Annotated in this window: 18 protein-coding genes; 8 read left to right on the top strand and 10 right to left on the bottom strand. The window is 63.0% G+C overall.

Going from position 1 to position 18,303, the window contains the following annotated elements; genetic code table 11:
• Position 1 precedes the first annotated feature (1 nt).
• Positions 2 to 952 (bottom strand): LysR family transcriptional regulator, encoded by a 951-nt coding sequence (locus tag ACQKPE_RS12635; protein ID WP_427666258.1) that lies wholly within the window; start codon positions 950 to 952, stop codon positions 2 to 4.
• Between the two features lie 120 nt (positions 953 to 1,072).
• Here ACQKPE_RS12635 and ACQKPE_RS12630 point away from each other — a divergent pair, with 120 nt between their 5' ends.
• Both ACQKPE_RS12630 and mmsB read left to right on the top strand, forming a co-directional pair.
• Positions 1,073 to 2,599: a CoA-acylating methylmalonate-semialdehyde dehydrogenase gene (locus ACQKPE_RS12630; protein ID WP_427666256.1), complete on the top strand. Its 1,527-nt coding sequence runs from the start codon at positions 1,073 to 1,075 to the stop codon at positions 2,597 to 2,599.
• A 10-nt stretch (positions 2,600 to 2,609) separates the two neighbouring features.
• The gene (mmsB, locus tag ACQKPE_RS12625; protein ID WP_427666255.1) at positions 2,610 to 3,500 is read left to right on the top strand and encodes a 3-hydroxyisobutyrate dehydrogenase; all 891 of its coding nucleotides are present in this window, start codon (positions 2,610 to 2,612) and stop codon (positions 3,498 to 3,500) included.
• 481 nt (positions 3,501 to 3,981) lie between these two features.
• On the opposite strand, the gene ACQKPE_RS12620 is transcribed toward mmsB, so the two are convergent.
• From ACQKPE_RS12620 to dmeF, 4 genes are all read right to left on the bottom strand, one after another.
• Positions 3,982 to 4,959 carry a hypothetical protein gene (locus ACQKPE_RS12620; protein WP_427666254.1) on the bottom strand — a complete coding sequence of 326 codons (978 nt, stop codon included), beginning with the start codon at positions 4,957 to 4,959 and terminating at the stop codon, positions 3,982 to 3,984.
• Positions 4,960 to 4,969: 10 nt separating this feature from the next.
• Entirely contained in the window at positions 4,970 to 5,464 is a 495-nt protein-coding gene (locus ACQKPE_RS12615; protein ID WP_427666271.1) for an Hcp family type VI secretion system effector, read from the bottom strand.
• Between the two features lie 301 nt (positions 5,465 to 5,765).
• A complete protein-coding gene (locus ACQKPE_RS12610) occupies positions 5,766 to 6,110 on the bottom strand; it encodes a cupin domain-containing protein (protein WP_063542660.1) in 345 nt (114 codons plus the stop codon).
• Between the two features lie 95 nt (positions 6,111 to 6,205).
• Complete coding sequence (dmeF, locus tag ACQKPE_RS12605) at positions 6,206 to 7,144, bottom strand: CDF family Co(II)/Ni(II) efflux transporter DmeF (RefSeq protein ID WP_427666252.1); 939 nt, start codon at positions 7,142 to 7,144, stop codon at positions 6,206 to 6,208.
• A 70-nt stretch (positions 7,145 to 7,214) separates the two neighbouring features.
• Between dmeF and ACQKPE_RS12600 the strand changes: the two genes are divergently transcribed.
• The 3 genes from ACQKPE_RS12600 (at position 7,215) to ACQKPE_RS12590 (ending at position 8,407) form a co-directional block, all read left to right on the top strand.
• Positions 7,215 to 7,490: a metal/formaldehyde-sensitive transcriptional repressor gene (locus ACQKPE_RS12600; RefSeq protein ID WP_427666250.1), complete on the top strand. Its 276-nt coding sequence runs from the start codon at positions 7,215 to 7,217 to the stop codon at positions 7,488 to 7,490.
• A 282-nt stretch (positions 7,491 to 7,772) separates the two neighbouring features.
• Entirely contained in the window at positions 7,773 to 7,955 is a 183-nt protein-coding gene (locus ACQKPE_RS12595) for a type II toxin-antitoxin system HicA family toxin (RefSeq protein WP_427666249.1), read from the top strand.
• A gap of 44 nt (positions 7,956 to 7,999) precedes the next feature.
• Positions 8,000 to 8,407, top strand: a complete 408-nt coding sequence (locus ACQKPE_RS12590; protein WP_427666247.1) for a type II toxin-antitoxin system HicB family antitoxin — start codon at positions 8,000 to 8,002, stop codon at positions 8,405 to 8,407.
• 148 nt (positions 8,408 to 8,555) lie between these two features.
• Here ACQKPE_RS12590 and ACQKPE_RS12585 read toward each other — a convergent pair whose 3' ends face one another.
• Complete coding sequence (locus tag ACQKPE_RS12585) at positions 8,556 to 9,524, bottom strand: XdhC family protein (RefSeq protein WP_427666245.1); 969 nt, start codon at positions 9,522 to 9,524, stop codon at positions 8,556 to 8,558.
• 75 nt (positions 9,525 to 9,599) lie between these two features.
• Between ACQKPE_RS12585 and ACQKPE_RS12580 the strand changes: the two genes are divergently transcribed.
• Positions 9,600 to 10,238, top strand: a complete 639-nt coding sequence (locus ACQKPE_RS12580; RefSeq protein WP_427666244.1) for a TetR/AcrR family transcriptional regulator — start codon at positions 9,600 to 9,602, stop codon at positions 10,236 to 10,238.
• A 3-nt stretch (positions 10,239 to 10,241) separates the two neighbouring features.
• Here ACQKPE_RS12580 and ACQKPE_RS12575 read toward each other — a convergent pair whose 3' ends face one another.
• The 4 genes from ACQKPE_RS12575 to ACQKPE_RS12560 form a co-directional block, all read right to left on the bottom strand.
• Positions 10,242 to 13,799: a molybdopterin cofactor-binding domain-containing protein gene (locus tag ACQKPE_RS12575; RefSeq protein WP_427666242.1), complete on the bottom strand. Its 3,558-nt coding sequence runs from the start codon at positions 13,797 to 13,799 to the stop codon at positions 10,242 to 10,244.
• 15 nt (positions 13,800 to 13,814) lie between these two features.
• Complete coding sequence (locus ACQKPE_RS12570) at positions 13,815 to 14,282, bottom strand: (2Fe-2S)-binding protein (RefSeq protein WP_427666241.1); 468 nt, start codon at positions 14,280 to 14,282, stop codon at positions 13,815 to 13,817.
• Between the two features lie 147 nt (positions 14,283 to 14,429).
• On the bottom strand, positions 14,430 to 14,900 hold the full coding sequence (locus tag ACQKPE_RS12565) for a MarR family winged helix-turn-helix transcriptional regulator (RefSeq protein ID WP_427666239.1): 471 nt from the start codon (positions 14,898 to 14,900) through the stop codon (positions 14,430 to 14,432).
• 84 nt (positions 14,901 to 14,984) lie between these two features.
• Positions 14,985 to 16,037: a 2,5-dihydroxypyridine 5,6-dioxygenase gene (locus tag ACQKPE_RS12560; RefSeq protein ID WP_427666237.1), complete on the bottom strand. Its 1,053-nt coding sequence runs from the start codon at positions 16,035 to 16,037 to the stop codon at positions 14,985 to 14,987.
• Between the two features lie 310 nt (positions 16,038 to 16,347).
• Between ACQKPE_RS12560 and ACQKPE_RS12555 the strand changes: the two genes are divergently transcribed.
• Positions 16,348 to 17,496, top strand: a complete 1,149-nt coding sequence (locus ACQKPE_RS12555) for an FAD-dependent monooxygenase (RefSeq protein ID WP_427666235.1) — start codon at positions 16,348 to 16,350, stop codon at positions 17,494 to 17,496.
• Positions 17,493 to 18,299, top strand: coding sequence for an N-formylmaleamate deformylase (gene nicD, locus ACQKPE_RS12550; RefSeq protein ID WP_427666233.1), 807 nt, complete (start codon positions 17,493 to 17,495; stop codon positions 18,297 to 18,299). The genes ACQKPE_RS12555 and nicD overlap by 4 nt, the downstream gene beginning before the upstream one ends.
• Positions 18,300 to 18,303 lie beyond the last annotated feature (4 nt).

The following is an 18,303-nucleotide window of genomic DNA, read 5'->3' as shown; positions in this document are numbered from 1 at the left end:
CTCAGTCTCCCGAAAAGCGCATCGTGCGGCTCTGCCCCATCAACAACGGCGCATTCGCCTCGGTCACGTCGCGAATGTAGTCCCACAGCAAAGTGATGCGCTTGAGTTTGCGCAGGTCTTCGCGGCAGTACATCCAGAACTGCCGCGTCACCTCCACCTGCTCGGGCAGCACCGTCACCAGCCGCTCATCCTGCGCCGCCAGGAAGCACGGCAATATTGCCAGCCCACGCCCCTGCAAGGCCGCCGTGTACTGGGCGATCACGCTGGTGCTGCGCAGGTGGGCGTTGGCGTTGGGGATGAGGTTGGCCAGATATAAAAGCTCGGAACTGAACGCCAGGTCGTCGACATAGCTGATGAAGGGGTGGCGCACCAGGTCGGCTACTTCGCGGATCGGCTCGTGGCTGTCGAGGTAGTCCTGGGTCGCATACAACCGCAGGCGGTAGTCGCACAGCTTGCAGCACACATAAGGCCCATGCTCGGGGCGCTCCAGAGCGATGACGATGTCTGCCTCGCGCTTGGACAGGCTGATGAAGTGCGGCAGCGGCAGGATATCGACGGAAATCGCCGGGTAGGCGTCGACGAAGTGGCTCAGTTGCGGGGTGACGAAAAAGCTGCCGAAGCCCTCGGTGCACCCCATGCGCACATGCCCCGACAGCGCCACGCCAGAGCCTGAAACCTGCTCGCAGGCCATGTGCAGGGTGCTTTCGATCGACTCGGCATAGCCCAGCAGGCGCTGCCCCTCGGCGGTCAGTACGAAACCGTTGGTCCGGGATTTTTCGAACAGCAATGTGCCTAGCGCGCTTTCCAGCGAGCTGATGCGTCGCGACACCGTGGTGTAGTCCACCGCCAGGCGCTTGGCCGCGCTGCTGGCCTTGCGGGTGCGGGCCACTTCGAGGAAGAACTTCAGGTCGTCCCAGTTCAGCGAGCCGAGGGAGGGCAGGTCTTTTTGCATGTTGATCCGGTTTTTTTGTGCGTTCTTGTTGGATGTTTGCATATCTATACTCGAAGCAAGCCCCAAGGCGCCAGCCATGGCGCCGTTCGCGTCCCGACAATAATTCCAAGGAGAACGCAGATGAACGCACCCCACACCCCCGACCAGGCCAAGGTCGAGCAGGTCAAGCTGCTGATCGACGGCCAGTGGGTCGAGTCCCAGACCACCGAATGGCGCGACATCGTCAACCCGGCCACCCAGCAGGTGCTGGCGCGGGTGCCCTTCGCCACCGTCGAGGAAGTGGATGCCGCCGTGGCTGCCGCCCAGCGCGCCTTCAAGACCTGGCGTGACACCCCGATCGGCGCGCGCATGCGCATCATGCTCAAGCTCCAGGCGTTGATCCGCGAACACACCAAGCGCATCGCCCAGACCCTCAGCGCCGAACAGGGCAAGACCCTGGCCGATGCCGAAGGGGATATTTTCCGCGGCCTGGAAGTGGTCGAGCATGCCGCCTCCATCGGCACCCTGCAGATGGGCGAGTTCGCCGAGAACGTCGCCGGTGGCGTCGATACCTACACCCTGCGCCAGCCGATCGGCGTATGCGCCGGCATCACCCCGTTCAACTTCCCGGCGATGATCCCGCTGTGGATGTTCCCGATGGCCATCGTCACCGGCAACACCTTCGTATTGAAACCTTCGGAGCAGGACCCACTGTCCACCATGATGCTGGTGGAGCTGGCGCTGGAAGCCGGCGTTCCGGCCGGCGTGCTCAACGTGGTACATGGCGGCAAGCAGGTGGTCGATGCCATCTGCACCCACCAGGACATCAAGGCGATTTCCTTCGTCGGCTCCACTGAAGTGGGCACCCACGTCTATAACCTGGCCAGCCAGCACGGCAAGCGCGTGCAGTCGATGATGGGCGCGAAAAACCACGCCGTGGTGCTGCCGGACGCCAACCGCACGCAAACCGTCAACGCCCTGGTCGGTGCCGCTTTCGGCGCGGCCGGTCAGCGCTGCATGGCCACCTCGGTGGCGGTGCTGGTGGGCAAGGCCCGCGAATGGCTGCCGGATATCAAGGAAGCGGCTAGTAAGCTCAAGGTGAACGCGGGTAGCGAGCCGGGCACCGATGTGGGCCCGGTGGTTTCCAAACGCGCCAAGGAGCGTGTGCTGGGGCTGATCGAAAGCGGCATCAAGGAAGGCGCCAAGCTCGAACTGGACGGCCGTGACGTGAAAGTGCCGGGCTACGAGCAAGGCAACTTCGTCGGCCCGACCCTGTTCTCGGGCGTGACCACCGACATGCAGGTGTATACCCAGGAAATCTTCGGCCCGGTGCTGGTGACTCTGGAAGTCGACACCCTCGACGAGGCCATCGCCCTGGTCAACGCCAACCCGTTCGGCAATGGCACCGGCCTGTTCACCCAAAGCGGCGCGGCGGCACGCAAGTTCCAGAGCGAAATCGACATTGGCCAGGTGGGTATCAACATTCCGATCCCGGTGCCGGTGCCGTTCTTCAGCTTCACCGGCTCCCGTGGCTCCAAGCTCGGCGACCTTGGCCCATACGGCAAGCAGGTGGTGCAGTTCTACACCCAGACCAAGACCGTCACTGCCCGCTGGTTCGACGACGAAAGCGTGAACGATGGCGTGAACACCACCATCAGCCTGCGCTAAGGAGACCGCCATGCGAATCGCATTCATCGGCCTGGGCAACATGGGCGCACCCATGGCCCGCAACCTGATCAAGGCCGGTCACCAACTGAACCTGTTCGACCTGAACAAAACCGTGTTGGCCGAGCTCGCCGAACTGGGCGGGCAGGTCAGCACCTCGCCCAGGGACGCGGCGGCCAACAGCGAGCTGGTGATCACCATGCTGCCGGCGGCAGCCCATGTGCGTGGCGTGTACCTAGACGAAGAAACCGGCGTGCTGGCGGGTATCCGCCCCGGCACCCCGACCGTGGATTGCAGCACCATCGACCCGCAGACCGCGTGCGAGGTGTCCAAGGCTGCTGCGGCCAAGGGTGTGGATATGGGCGATGCGCCGGTGTCCGGGGGGACCGGCGGCGCGGCGGCGGGCACCCTGACCTTCATGGTCGGCGCCAGTGCCGAGCTGTTCGCGGCGTTGAAGCCGGTGCTCGAGCAGATGGGCCGCAACATCGTGCATTGCGGCGAGGTGGGTACTGGGCAGATCGCCAAGATCTGCAACAACCTGCTGCTGGGGATCTCGATGATCGGTGTGTCCGAGGCCATGGCCCTGGGCAATGCACTGGGCATCGACACCAAGGTGCTGGCGGGCATCATCAACAGCTCGACCGGGCGTTGCTGGAGTTCGGACACCTACAACCCGTGGCCGGGCATCATCGAGACTGCTCCCGCATCGCGTGGGTATACCGGTGGGTTTGGCGCCGAGTTGATGCTCAAAGACCTGGGGCTGGCTACTGAGGCGGCGCGTCAGGCGCACCAGCCGGTGATCTTGGGGGCCGTGGCCCAGCAGCTGTACCAGGCCATGAGCCTGCGTGGTGATGGCGGCAAGGATTTCTCGGCGATCGTCGAGGGTTACTGCAAGAAGGATTGACGAGCGAGGACTTCATCGCGGGGCGGGCGGCCTTTCCTCTGTAACTGCGCACCAGAAGAGAAGGGCGCCCGTACTGCGATGTTTTTTGAGCGTTAGGTAGGCAAAGGGGGGAGGTAATGCATGAAAATACCTAATCCTAAAAGGCCGATGAACAATGTAATGTGCGCAATGCCTAGGGTAATGAGTATCCGCCTGAGGTTTAAAGGTAAGCTATTGATTTCATTAACGTCTATTAGTTTTCTTCGGGCGTAAAGCCTAGGGGTTATGACTGCGGCTGAAATGTTGTTTAGTCGCAATACTTTTCCGATCAAGCCAGCGTGCAGCCATAGCCTTTTCTCACCCGTTATCATTTCGCAATTTGGTAGCAAGCTTTCGATGTGCTCGACTTTACGGTGGGCTGTATATATCGTTATTGCCAAGTCCAAGTACATTAAGATCGTGAGGGACAAGCCGTACACTAAAAATATTAAATGCACGGTTGTCATTTTCTTACTGCCTCATAGAGAAGCTCTCCAACTATAGATCCTCCTTCACTCCCCAGTTTGCCGCCTACCACACCCCCTGCTGTACCGCCGAATATCCCGCAAGCGAGTGCTCCGGGTCCTCCCGTTGCTACGCCAAAAACCACACTGCAGGCTCCACCCAATAAAAGTTTTCCAACGAATGCCCCAGCAGTTGAACTTACTATGCCCACGGATAATGAGCCAATCTCGACGTACTGTGTCTTTTTGCATTCCTCCTCGCGTCCGAGCGCACAAGCCTTATGAATTTCTAAACCCGTAGCTGCCACGTCTAATGCGATCCCTACATACGTTCCGTTCTTGATCAGGTTAGCAGCCTTCGCCACCCCGGAAACCTTGTTGGAATACCCTGCAATCTCACCCGTATGCAAATAGCTCTTCGTGGAGATCCCTAACGTCCTTTTGATCGAACCCTTGTTTCTTAGACCGGAACCGTACGCCGCCATCTTGCCCAGTTGCTCGTCCAGCCTCATGAACAAAGCTGAGCGCTTGGCATAGAACTGATCCCGGCTACCGGTCGCCCCCGATCCAAGATACTGCTGATGCAGTTTCTCGATATCCATCAGCGTCGCTTCGATCGCCTTCAGATGCGTGCTCCACCCTTCACTGACCACGCCCGCGCCCATGGATGCATGCGCAATCAGGCTTTTCAGGGTTTCGAAGTTATCCAGGAAAAAGTTATCCACACCCTGGCCGTTACGCATCAGCCCCATGTGCACGATGGTCGCCTGCCTCATCATCCAGGCCTCCTGGCTGGTGCAGGACGCCGTGGTGGGGTCGCCGAGGATGATGAGTTCACCGCTACGGACTACCGTATTGGCAATGTGCGCATTCAGCACATCGAATTTTTCCAGCGCGTGACCGGTGAGCGCCAGGTCAGATTTCAGCCGGTGATAGTTTTGCAGCTTGAGGTTGAGGTATGCGCGGGCTTCAGACATGGCAGCATCCTCACGCGTACTTTCTATTGCCAATTCGGTCCCAGCCGCCGGCAATATGGCCGCCGCCACTGCCATCGAGGCGCCGCTGCTGGGTGTAAATGGTCTTGATCCGGCCGTAGTTGAGTTGCACCACTTCCAGCGGTACTCCTGTGTCCACGCTCTGCGAGTACTCGGCGATGATCACTTCTTCAAGGGTGACTTCGAAGTATTTGAGTTTTTCACCGCCTGCGCGGCAGAGGGCGAGTTTCACCTCTTTCAGATGTAGGCCCGTGCAGCTGGCCTCCATCAGTTTGCAACTTGCACTGTCGAGGTATTTGGTGAACGTGAAGTTGGTCACTGAGGTGCGGCCTGATGTCGCCCCGCCTGCGGAACTTGCCGTAGCAGAGGTGCTTTGGCTGACGCCAAAGTCGTAACCCAGCACTTCAATCCATTGAGTGTATTTTTCGTCCAGTGCTTCGCCTGGAATACTGTCGATCTGAATGTACGCGTCGAAAGCCATGCTTATCTTTCCCTGACAATTGTTCTGGTGGGGCAACGCTGCCCGACGATTCGGTCGAGCGGTGCAGCCTAGGTCTGGGAAAGTGTTGGGGCAATACGTTATGGAGCGAGGAGCGCAATTCAGAAGCGGACTACAAGAGGAGGTATTAAAGCTGAAATTATCTGTTTCAGAAGATGTAACTGTGGGGTGAAAAATTGATGGTTTTTTTGATCTTTGGCTATCTGCACCAAACACTATGTTCAAGAAGATTAAGACCCTGCGGGAAGCTTCGTGTTCTCACAGGGCTTATATCGTGGTGCACAAAAAATCAGGCGAAGACGAAGTACTTGCGCACGGTCTCGACCACTTCCCAGGTGCCCTTCATCCCCGGCTCTATCACGAACACATCGCCGCCTTTGAGGTGCTTCGGCTCCTCGCCTTCCGGGGTGATGATGCAGTAACCCTCGAGGAAGTGGCAGAACTCCCACTTCTCGTAGTTGACCTCGAACTTGCCTGGGGTGCAGATCCAGGTGCCCATGATCTTGCTGCCGTCGGCCGACAGGTAGGCGTTGAGGTTGACCGTGTGCGGGTCGCCGCCGATGCGCTTCCATTTGGTGGCGTCGACCACCGGGGTCGGGCAGGTTTCACGCAGGACGGTGATGAAATCGGACATGGCAGGGCTCCAGTGGTGGGCTGTTTGACCTGTCACCTTAGGGGCTTGGCCCAGGTGGGAGTTGCCTGGGCTCGACGTCCATGTGCCTGAGCGCGCTATGCCAGGCCATTCACTTCCACGGTTGCATGGGCCAGTTCCTCATGCACCGCCAGCGCCTGGCGTACATGGTCGGCGTTCAGCTCTGCGGTGGTGGCGAGGCTGAGGATGCAGGCGTACTGGTCCTTGCCGACGCGCCACACGTGCAGGTCGGTGATTTCAGCAGGCACTGGCAGCTGCGCCACCACCTCGCGGATCTCCTCGACCACTGGCGCGTCCATTTCGGCGTCCAGCAGTACGCGGCTGGTGTCGCGCAGCAGGCCCTTGGCCCAGATCGCCACCAGCAATGCGCCAAGCAGGCCCATCACCGGGTCGAGCCAGTCTGCGCCCCACACCTTGCCCGCGACCAGGGCGACGATCGCCAGCAGCGATGTCGCGGCGTCGGCGAGCACGTGCAGGTAGGCCGAGCGCAGGTTCAGGTCCTGGTGGTGGGCGTGGTCGTGGCCATGTGCGTGACCATGGGAGTGGCTGTGATCGTGCGTGTGCTCGCCGCGCAGCAACCAGGCGCAGACGAGGTTTACCGCAAGGCCGATCACGGCGATGAGAATAGCCTCGTCATAGTGGATCGGCCCAGGCGCCAGCAGCCTTTGCACCGACTGGAAGGCCATGAGCCCGGCGACGCCGAGCAGCAACAGGGCACTCGAGTAGCCACCCAGGATCTCGACCTTCCAGGTGCCGAAGGCGAAGCGGCGGTCCTGCGCGTAGCGCCGTGCGGCGGCATAGGCCAGCAGCGACAGGCCCAGCGCCAGGGCATGGGAGCTCATGTGCCAGCCGTCGGCGAGCAGGGCCATGGAGTTGTATAACCAGCCGCCCGCGATTTCCGCCACCATCATCACCGCTGTGAGCACGACGGCCAGGCGTGTCTTGCGCTCCGCACCCAGGTTGCTGGTGTGGAATTCATGGCTGTGCAGCCATTTCTCAGGGGTGGCGGCTGTCATGGTTTATCATGCTCTTGTACGCATCGAAAATATACTATACCCCAGTATACCTATTGTCGTGAGAGGCGCCATGGCTCATACCCTGAAAAACAAGAAACCGCTGCTGACCCGGGTACGCAAGATCAAGGGCCAGGCCGCTGCACTGGAGACCGCGCTGGAGCAGGAAAAGGACTGCCTGGCGATTCTTCAGCAGATCGCCGCCGTGCGTGGTGCGGTCAACGGGCTGATGGCCGAGGTGATGGAAGGGCATGTGCGTGAGCACTTGGTTGCCGAGGGCCTGAGCCTGGAAGAGCGGCAGGAAGAGGCGGACAAGGTGGCGGCGTTGTTGCGCTCTTACCTGAAGTAGGCGGGTATACCCCTCCCCAGTACTTCATCCCCGAGTCTGCACTGGACCGTCGACATCGCCAGCGTGGCGAAACCATGGCGTTGACTGTCGTTACTCTCTGCCGGCATGGCACGGGCAATCCGTGCCTGAATGGGCGTAACTATTCCCACATATCGATCAGATTCGTCATGCGCGCGAAATTGAGCGGTCCGCTCGTCGCTTTGGTGTGGATAGTGTGTATTGCGTTCTGTTCTTTCACTTATTGGTGTGTACCATACACATTATCTGCCAAAGGATGGACCAATGCGCAGTAAGGACGTGATTCAGATGATCCGGGCCGAGGGTTGGTATGAGGTGGATGTGAAGGGAAGCCATCATCAATTCAAACATCCTTGGAGAAGGGGGAGGGTTACAGTCCCCCATCCTAAAAGTGAGCTGCCCAAGGGCACTGTGCATAGCATCTTGAAACAAGCCGGTTTGCGGTGATCGCACAGCTCACCCGCCAGCCTGGCAATCCATGGAGACAGTCAATGAAATTTCCCGTTGTGTTGCATAAAGACGCCGACTCGGACTACGGCGTGACCGTTCCTGATGTACCGGGTTGTTTCTCCGCCGGCGCAAGCGTCAGCCAGGCGCTGGAGAACGTACAGGAGGCGTTGGCGCTGCACTTCGAGGGCTTGGTGGCCGACTGCGAAGCGCTGCCGCAGGCTCATGAAGTGGATGTGCATGTGGCCAACCCTGATTTCGCCGGAGGTATCTGGGCCGTGGTGGATTTCGACGTGACGCCGTACCTCGGCAAGGCCGTGCGCTTCAATGCCACGTTGCCGGAGAACCTGTTGCAGCGGATCGACGAGAAGGTGAAACGCGATCATCGTTATGCCTCTCGTTCAGGGTTTCTGGCGTCGGCGGCGTTGCGGGAGTTGGCAATTGCGCATTGAAGTGATTTCCCGTCCCGCGGGGTTGTGAGCACGACGCCTACCACTGTGAGCGGGCTTGCCCGCGAAACGAACACCGCAGTGTATGACCAGGGCTTTGCCCTGGTTCGCGGGCAAGTCCGCTCCTACAGGTTCGTCGGCGGGGTACCTGTTACAGCGCATGCCGCGCCTTCCCTCGGTACACCCTCAGCACATCCGCCATCACCGCCAGCGCAATCTCCGCTGGCGACTTGCTACCCAGGTCCAGCCCGATGGGCATGTGCAGCCGCTCGATCTGCGCATCGTTCAGCCCACCGATGCGCCTCAGCCGCTCGGCACGGCGGGTGGAGGTGGTGGTCGAGCCCATCGCGCCGATATAGAACGCTGGGGTATGCACGGCCTCCATCAACGCCAGGTCGTCGATCTTCGGGTCGTGGGTCAATGCCACCACTGCCGTCGCCGCGTGGCAACCGCCAGCGGCGATGAACATCGACGGCAGCACGCGGTGCATCTGCACGCCGTCGAGGCTGATGTGCGCCATTTCCTCGCGTGGGTCGCAGGCGATCACCTCGCAGCCCAGGGTGCGGGCGATGTCGGCGCAGGCCTCGGCTACCGGCGATAGCCCTGCCAGCACCAGACGCAGGGCAGGGCCGATGTCGATGTGCACGGCGTCGTCCTGCTGGCGCACCCGGGCGCTACCCTGGTGGCTCTCGTGCAGGGCCAGTGCGCCGCTGCGTAGGCACACTCGGCGGGTCACCCGTTGCTGGCCGAGCAGGGCGGCGCGCAGCGCCTGGAGGTGTTCGAACCAGGCTGCGCTGGGTTGCCGATGCTCCACCAGCACCACCAATACCCCGCCACACGGCAGGCGCAGGCGTCGGCTCTGTTCCTGCCCGTCGCCGTAGCGCACCAATTGCGCGGCCTCACCGAACTCGCCACGGGCGAGGCTCTCCAGAAACTCCTCCTCCACACAGCCCCCCGACAACGAACCGACATACCCCTCGCTACCTCGGCTGACCAGCATCGCCCCCGGCGAGCGCGGCGCCGAGCCATAGGTGGACAGCACCGTGCATAACCAGATGGCCTGCCCGGCAGCGGCCCACTCCAGCGCCTTGTCGATCACTTGCAGGTCCAGGTGCCGCATGTTCGTTACCTCGCTCCAATCACATCGCCAACGCGCCTGCGCTGTGGCAGTGTTGCGCTATCAAGGGGGACCACCATGCAGACTCGCAAAACCGGCGTGCGCGCCCAGCAGGCCGACCGCACCAAGGACAGCATCCTCAAAGCCGCGGTGAAGATCTTCGCCAAGCACGGCTTCAGCGGCGGGCGGGTGGAGCAGATCTCCAAGCTGGCCAAGTCCAACGACCGGATGATCTATTACTACTTCGGCAGCAAGGAAAAGCTGTTCATCAGCGTGCTGGAGCACATCTACGCCAGCTTCAACCAGGCCGAGAGCAAGCTGCGCCTGGACCTCGCCGACCCTGAAGCCGCGCTGCGCCAGCTGGTGGCGTTCATCTGGGATTACTACGTGCGTCACCCGGAGTTCGTCACCCTGCTGTCCACCGAAAACCTGCACCAGGGCCAGCACGCGAAGAAGTCGCTGAACCTGCAAGCCTTGTCGGGCGAGGCGGTCGGCGTGTTGCGGCCGATCATCAAGGCGGGCCAGGCCCAGGGCCTTTTCCGCGATGACATCGACATCAAGCACGCCTATTTGATGATCGCCTCGCTCTGCTACTTCTATAACTCCAACCGCTACACCCTGAGCTCCTTCCTCGCCGAAGACCTGGGCAACCAGCGCGCCAAGGACGACTGGCTGCACTTCATCAGCGACCTGGTACTGCGCGGCCTGCGCCGCTGAGGCTCAATGGCTGCCAGGGTTGGCGCGCACCTGGGCGGCCTTGGCTTGCAGCCCTTGCCAGGCCGGCTGGTCGCTGGCGAAGCGCTGGCGCAGGTAGGCGGCAAGGTCGGCTACCTGGCGGTCCGACAGGCTGTCCTTGAAGCCGGGCATGTAGCCCAGGTCACGGGTCGCTGGGGTCGGGATGCCATGCAGCACTACGCGCAACAGGTTGTCTGGCAGGTCACTGTGCACGTTGCTGTTCACCGCCATCGACGGGCTCACGCCGAACAGCTTCGGCCCCGTGCCATCGCTGTGGCAGGCCTGGCAGGCGCCCTTGAACACTCGTTCGCCATTGCTGATCGACACCAGGGTATCCACCTGCGGCGCAGGCTTGCTGGCGAGCGTCTGTGGCTGGCCATCGAGGGACGTTAGGTAGTGGGCGATGGCGCGCACGTCGCTTTCCGGCAAGGTGGCCAGTTCGCTGACCACCGGGCCCATGGGGCCTGCGGCGACGCCGTGCTTGTCGGAGAAACCGGTGCTCAGGTAGGTGAACAGCTCGCTTTCGCTCCAGGGCGTGGCGGACTTGCCCAGGGCATTGAGCGCTGGCGCTTCCCAGCCATCTACCATGCCGCCGGCCAGGTAACTCTTGCCGGCTTTTTCGGCGCCCATCAGGTTGCGTGGCGAGTGGCAGGCAGTGCAGTGGCCCAGGCCATCGACCAGGTAGGCGCCGCGGTTCCATTGCTCGCTACGCTGCGGGTCGGGCTGGTACTCGCCCTGCTTGAGAAACAGCGCGTTCCAGCCCGCCATCAGCGGGCGCTGGTTGAACGGGAAGCTCATCTGGTTGGCCGGGGCCTCCTGGCGCACCGGGGTTTGCGACATCAGGTAGGCGTACAGCGCTTGCATGTCGCCATCGTTGATGTTGCGAAACGAGGTGTAGGGAAACGCGGGGTACAGGTGCTTGCCGTCGCGGCTGATGCCCTGGCGCATGGCGCGCTCGAAGGCGGCGAACGACCAGCGACCGATGCCGGTTTCCGGGTCGGGGGTGATGTTGGTGCTGTACAGCGTGCCGAATGGCGTTTCCATTGCCAGGCCGCCAGCGTTGACCTTGCCGCCGCTGACCGTGTGGCACACCGCGCAGTCGCCTGCCGCCGCCACCTGGCGCCCGCGTTCGAGCATCGCCGCCGACCAACTGTCTGCGCCGGGCGGGGTCACCGGGGCGATTTCAGCACGCCAGGGCAGGGCGGTGGCGGCCATGCCCAGCGCTGCACCGAACACCCCGGCCAGTGAGCCAAACCACCATTTCGAACGCTTGGGCTTGGCGTCTTCCGGCGGCGTCGTGCCGCCACTCGAGCCATTGCCACCGAGCGCCTCGCGCACCCGCTCGGCGGTAATCGGCAGCTCGCGAAAACGTATGCCGGTGGCGTCGAAGATGGCGTTGGCGATAGCCGCCGCGCTGGGCACCGAGGCCGACTCGCCGCTGCCCATCGGGGGCTCTTGCTGGCGCGGCAGCATGAGCACGTCGATATCCGGTACCTCGGGGAAGGTGAGGATCGGGTAGCCACCCCACTCTTGGCTGGCCACCTTGGACTCCTCGAAGCTCACCTGCTCCTTCAGCACGCGGCTGGTGGACTGGATCACGTTGCCGTGGATCTGGTGACGCACGCCTTCGGGGTTCACCATCATGCCCGCGTCATGGCCGATCACCACGCGGGTGACGGCCACCTCGCCGGTGCGTCGGTCCACTGCAACGTCCGCTACCCACGCGGCCCACGCTGCGCCGAAACCGGGGAACTTGCTATGGATGTAGCGCGCGTAGGCGAAGCCCCGGCCACGCAATACGTCGCCTTCAGCGGGTGCTTGCATGGGCTCGTTGTGCGGCTGCCAGCCGGCGCGTTCGGCGGTGGCTTTCACCAGGTCGATGGCGCGTGGGTCGCTGAGGTGCTTGAGGCGGTATTCCACTGGGTCCACGCCTGCCGCGAAGGCCAGCTCGTCGATGTACGACTCGTGGGCGAAGCTGTTGGGTAGGGCCGAGACGCCGCGCATCCACGAGGCCCGCACCAGCGGGGTCATGTCGTTGATGGTGACGCGCATGTGCTCGTAGTCGTAGGGCGGGATGGAGGTGCGGTCGCCCATCTCGAACAGGGCGGGCACTGGCTCCACTGCGCCGGTCAGCAGCAGCGCCAGGGTAGGGGCGCCGTTGGACGGGTAGCTGGTCTGGAAGTCGTAGGCAGCGACGGTGCCATCGGCGTTCAGCCCACCGTCGATCTCCATCAGTTGCGCGGTGCCCTTGGGCTCCCACACGTGCTCTTGCTCGCGGGTCAGTTGCACGCGGACCGGGCGTTGCACGGCGCGTGATAGCAGCAGCGCGTCGGCGCACACGTCGTCGGCGCAGTTGCGGCCATAGCAGCCAGCCGCTTCCATGCGGATGATCTCGATGCGCTCTTCCGGGCATTCCAGCAGCCAGGCGAGGTCGGCGCGCAGCAGGTGCGGGTTTTGCGTGCCGGACCAGACGCGGATTGGCCCGTCGGTGTAATCGGCCAGTGCGCAGGACGGGCCGATGGAGGCGTGCAACTGGTACGGCCACAGGTAGCTGCGGCTCAGGCGCTGGTTGGCGTTGGCGATGCCGGCGTCGACATCGCCCTGGTCCAGCACGGTGCGCTGGATGCGTGGGTTGTCGCGAATGGCCTGGGCCACGTCGGTGAGGTCGGGGAGCTTCGCAGTCCAGGGCCTCCAAGTGATTTTCAGTTCATGGGCGGCGCGAATGGCCTGCTCTTCGCGCTGGGCCACCACGCCGACGAAGTCGCGGATCACCACGACTGCGACGATGCCGGGAATGTGAGCGATAGAAGACTCATCCACAGCCAGCAAACTGTTGCCGACGAACTCGCCGCTGTCATGGCCCGCATAGGGCGGGCGGATCACCCGGCCATGCAGCATGTCGGGCAGGCGCATGTCGTGCACGTAGGTGAGCTCGCCGGTGGCCTTGCCGGGAATGTCCACACGCGCGGCGCTGCGGCCCACCAGGCGGTAGTCTTCGATGGCCTTGAGCGGGGCATCGCCGCTGATGCGCAGTTGGTAGCGCTCGCCACGCACCAAGTCGGCGAAGGGCAGGGCGCGACCATCACGGCTGCGCACGACGCCTTCTTCTATATGCAGTTCATCGCTGCCCAGGCGTTGCGCGGCCTGTTGCAGGAGGAAGCGACGGGCTTCGGCAGCGGCGTTGCGCAGGGGCACGGCGGAAATCTGCAAGGTGGCGCTGGCGATGGTCGCGCCCTGGTTTGGGGCGCGCTCGGTGTCGCCCAGCACCATGTGCACCTGGTCCATGCGCAGGTCCAGTTCTTCGGCGACGATCTGCGCGAGCGAGGTGCGGATGCCGGTGCCTAGGTCGACGTGGCCGTTGAAGGCATATACCTGGCCGTCGTCGTCGATCGCCAGGAACAGCGCCAGCTCCTTGTCTTTCACCACCGGGGTGACGCCCTTGGCCACGGGGCCGGAGGGTGGGGTGATGTCGTCGACGATAAGCAGCACGCCGGTCTTGGCCAGCAACTGGTCGCGGGTGGGAACCTGTTGAGAGTGGTTCATGCTTGTCTCCGGTACTCAGGCCTGGCGGCCAGCCGCGCGGCGCACGGCGCGCAGGATTTCGACGTGGGTGCCGCAGCGGCACAGGTTGCCCGACAGTTCGTTGCGGATCTGTTCGTCACTGGGGGTGGGAATGCGGTCGAGCAGGGCCTTGGCGGTCATGATCATGCCGTTCATGCAGTAGCCGCACTGCGCCGCCTGCTCATCGATGAACGCCTGTTGCACCGGGTGTGGCGCGGCCTTGCAGCCCAGGCCTTCGAGGGTGGTCACCTCGCGGCCCAGGGCGCCGGCCAGTGGGATCACGCAGGAACGCGCGGCCACGCCATCGATGATCACTGTGCAGGCGCCGCATTCGCCCAGGCCGCAGCCATATTTCGGGCCGTTCAGGCACAGGTCGTTGCGCAGCACCAGCAGCAGCGGGGTGTCGGGTTCGGCATCGACCGTGACGGTCTGGCCGTTGATTCGCAGGGTGAGGTCTTCTTGCATGGCTTGCTCATCTCCGGGGGCGCTACCAAAAGACTCAATCGGTGCGTCTTTTTCGGTAAGTGCTCACTACATGAAATGAGTAGGCAAGAAGCAGGCCAGGGGGATTTTGAGGAAAGCTTGGGGCCGCTACGCGCCCCCAGGGGGCAATCAGCCGGCAGCTTCGTCGCTGTCGATCATCTTGCGCAGCAGGAACAGGATCGCCACGCGCTCCCCGGCATTCAGGCTGCCCATGCTCAGTTCGCTGATCTGCCGGGCACAGGGAATCATCGCATCGAGCAATGCACCGCCCTCGGGCGTGAGCTCGACGATCACCTTGCGCCGGTCATCCGGGTCGGGCGAAAGCTGGATCAAGCCACGGGCCTTGAGGCGTTCGACGATGCCGCGAATGGTCGCCTGGTCCACCGCCGTGGCCTTGATCAGCTCGGCCTGGGAGCTCGGCCCATGGTCGCGCAGGGCGCACAGGGTGACGAACTGGATCGAGGTGAGCTGCGGGTCACAGGCCTGCTGCTGGAAGATCGCCGTGTGCCGCTGGTAGGCCTTGCGCAACAAGTGGCCGATCTGTTCGGTAACGTCGTAGGGCGTGGTGTCGAGTGGGGCGGGGGTAGGTTTTTTCGGCATGGGAGGGCTTGGGCTGTGTGGGTTGGGCTGGCCGGCCCCCGGTTGTGGAGCGCCCGGCCAGTATAACCAAGCCACGTTTCAGTGCTAGCGAGCTTTGGAAGCCTCGGGGAAGACCACGTCGCCGGCCATGACCACGGCCTGGTCGTCGAGGTAGATGTCGCAGTTGCGCAGCGGGATGTCCAGGTGGCATGGGGTTTTGCGCTTGCCGCCGACCTCGGTGTTGGGGCCGGTGGAGAACAGGAAGTTGCCGTAGAACGCACGGGCGTCCATGCACATGCCGTCGTTGCGGTCGTGCAGGCCCATGGCGGTCCACTGCGCGCGCGGTTGCAGGCCCCAGCCGATGTGCGAGATGCCGTACACCTCGGGGTCGTTGAAATACTTCATGTAGTCGCGCAGGTACTCGGCCTCGAAGCCGCCGTGAATGCCGGTGATGAAGCCCTTTTCGATCTCCAGGGTGATGCGCTCGCGGCAGTAGTTCTTGAACGGCAGCACGATATCGCCCACGTCCAGCACCAGCGTGCCTTCGGCGCTGTCTTCGTTCGGCCAGGTGAACAAGAAACCGCTGGGCCAGTGGTCCCAACGGCCCGGCTCGTCGGCGTAACCGTACTCGGTAACCGCTGGGTACTGGCCCAGCGGGGCGTGGAAGTCGCTGCCGGCCTTGGAGCGCACGTGCATGCTGCGGGCTTGCTTGAGCAGCACTTCAGACGCCAGCACGCGGCGCTTGTCGTCCTCGGTCGGCAGCATGCGCGCCAGCACTTCCGGGGGCTCCACCGCCAGCAGGATGCGCGTGCCGGTCTTGAGGATCTGCTCCTGCTCGGGGGAGTGCAGCAGCATCATGGTGTCGACGACCAGGTCGGCTGCCTCCAGCGCACGCTGTGCAGCGAGGTTGCCGGTGAGCGCAGTGTCGCCGCAGTAGGCGGTCATGTCGTTGCCCATGGCGGTGGGGTGGTTGAACGATGGCAGCTCCACGGCATAGACCTTGGCCTTCAGGCGCTGCGCGGCTTCCATGGCGGCACTCACCGTGCGCGGGTCGGAATAGTGGCTCTTGAGCACGGCCACGCTCTGGGTTTCGTCCACGCGGGACAGCTTGAGCACGTGCTCGAACATCTGGGTCAGTTCTGCGTTGCTAACCGGCATCGGTTCTCTCCTGAGCGCTGCACCACGGCGGTGCCTTGCGCTTCGTCTTGGTGCGAAGTAATAGTGTGTACACCCTATTTGTAGAATAAAAGCGCATCCATAAGCGGAGCGCAAGCACCGTCTTCAAACGTTACCCATCAACACATATGCCAAGAAATACGGTAACGGTAGGCCGTTCGTCGAGTTCAATCGGTTGTTTGAAAATATCTTAACCAAGGATCTTCACTTTAAAAAAATACAGTGCATACACTATAAAAACGTCGAGCGGGACCGCCGCTTGCGATCCGTCAGAACAAGAGGAGACACGCCCATGCGGGGTAAGCAGAAAATCGCGATCGTCGGTGCAGGGCTGGGTGGTGCCGCCGCCGCGACGTTGTTGCAGCAGGCAGGCTTCGATGTCGAAGTGTTCGAACAGGCGCCGGAGTTCACCCGGCTGGGCGCGGGCATTCACATCGGCCCGAACGTGATGAAGATCTTCCGGCGCATGGGCCTGGAGCAGAAGCTGGAGCTGATGAGCTCGCACCCAGACTTCTGGTTCAGCCGCGACGGCCAGACCGGCGACTACCTGTCGCGCATCCCGCTGGGCGAGTTCGCCCGCCGCGAGTACGGCGCCTCGTACATCACCATCCACCGCGGCGACCTGCATGCGTTGCAGATCGAGGCGATCAAGCCGGGCACCGTGCACTTCGGCAAGCGCCTGGAGAAGATCGTCGACGAGGGCGACCAGGTGCGCCTGGACTTCGCCGACGGCACCCACACCGTGGCCGATATCGTCATCGGCGCCGATGGCATCCATTCGAAAATTCGCGAAGAGCTGCTGGGCGTCGAAGCGCCTATCTACAGCGGCTGGGTCGCCCACCGCGCACTGATTCGCGGCGAGCAATTGAGGCAGCACGCCGATGTGTTCGAGGACTGCGTGAAGTGGTGGACGGACGATCGCCACATGATGGTCTACTACACCACCGGCAAGCGCGACGAGTACTACTTCGTCACCGGTGTACCCCACGAAGCCTGGGACTTCCAAGGTCCTTACGTGGACAGCAACCAGGAAGAAATGCGGGCGGCCTTCGAGGGCTACCACCCCACCGTACAGAAGCTGATTGGCGCCACCGAGTCCATCACCAAGTGGCCGCTGCGCAACCGCAACCCGCTGCCGCTGTGGAGCCGTGGCCGCCTGGTGCTGCTGGGCGATGCCTGCCACCCGATGAAGCCGCACATGGCCCAGGGCGCGTGCATGGCCATCGAAGACGCCGCCATGCTCACCCGCTGCTTGCAGGAAGTCGGGCTGTCCGACCACCGCACTGCCTTCGCGCTCTATGAAGCCAACCGCAAGGAACGCGCCTCGCGGGTGCAGGCGGTGTCCAACGCCAACACCTTCCTCTACACCCAGGAAGACCCGGCCTGGGTCTACGGCTACGACTTGTACGGCCAGGAGCTGAAAAGCGGGGAGGCGGCATGAGCACCTTCGTCGAAGGGGGCAACGTCAACGCCAATGGCATCCGCCAGCACTACCTGCGCTATGGCGGCAAAGGCCCGGCGCTGATCCTGGTGCCGGGCATCACCAGCCCGGCGATCACCTGGGGCTTCGTCGCCGAGCGCCTGGGCCGTCACTTCGACACCTATGTGCTGGACGTGCGTGGCCGCGGCCTGTCGTCCACCGGCCCTGAACTGGACTACGGCACCGATGCCTGCGCAGCCGACATCCCGGCGTTCGCCCAGGCCCTGGGCCTCGAGGCCTATGACCTGGTCGGCCATTCGATGGGCGCGCGCTTCGCCATTCGCGCAGCCGCCCAAGGCGCGCCTGGCCTGAAACGCCTGGTGCTGGTGGACCCACCAGTGTCCGGCCCGGGCCGCCGTGAGTACCCCAGCAAGCTGCCGTGGTACGTCGACTCGATCCGCCAGGCCACTGTCGGCATGACCGGCGACGACATGCGCGCCTTCTGCGCGAGCTGGAGCGACGAGCAACTGCAACTGCGCGCCGAGTGGCTGCACACCTGCTATGAGCCGGCCATCGTGCGTGCTTTCGAGGACTTCCACACGGTGGACATCCACCAGTACCTGCCCGCCGTACGCCAGCCGGCGCTGCTGATGGTGGCTGGGCGCGGCGGGGTGATCCAGGCCCAGGACGTGGCCGAGATCCGCGAGCTGAAGCCGGATATCCAGGTCGTCCACGTCGACGACGCCGGCCACATGATTCCCTGGGATGACCTGGAAGGTTTCTTCGCCGCATTCGGCGATTTCCTCGGCCAACCCCTCGTTTGAAGGA

It is taken from the genome of Pseudomonas sp. NPDC089554, from assembly GCF_050280645.1.
GTDB lineage: Bacteria > Pseudomonadota > Gammaproteobacteria > Pseudomonadales > Pseudomonadaceae > Aquipseudomonas.
Note: the sequence above shows the minus strand (reverse complement) of the source record. Positions and strands in the feature narration are given on the sequence as shown.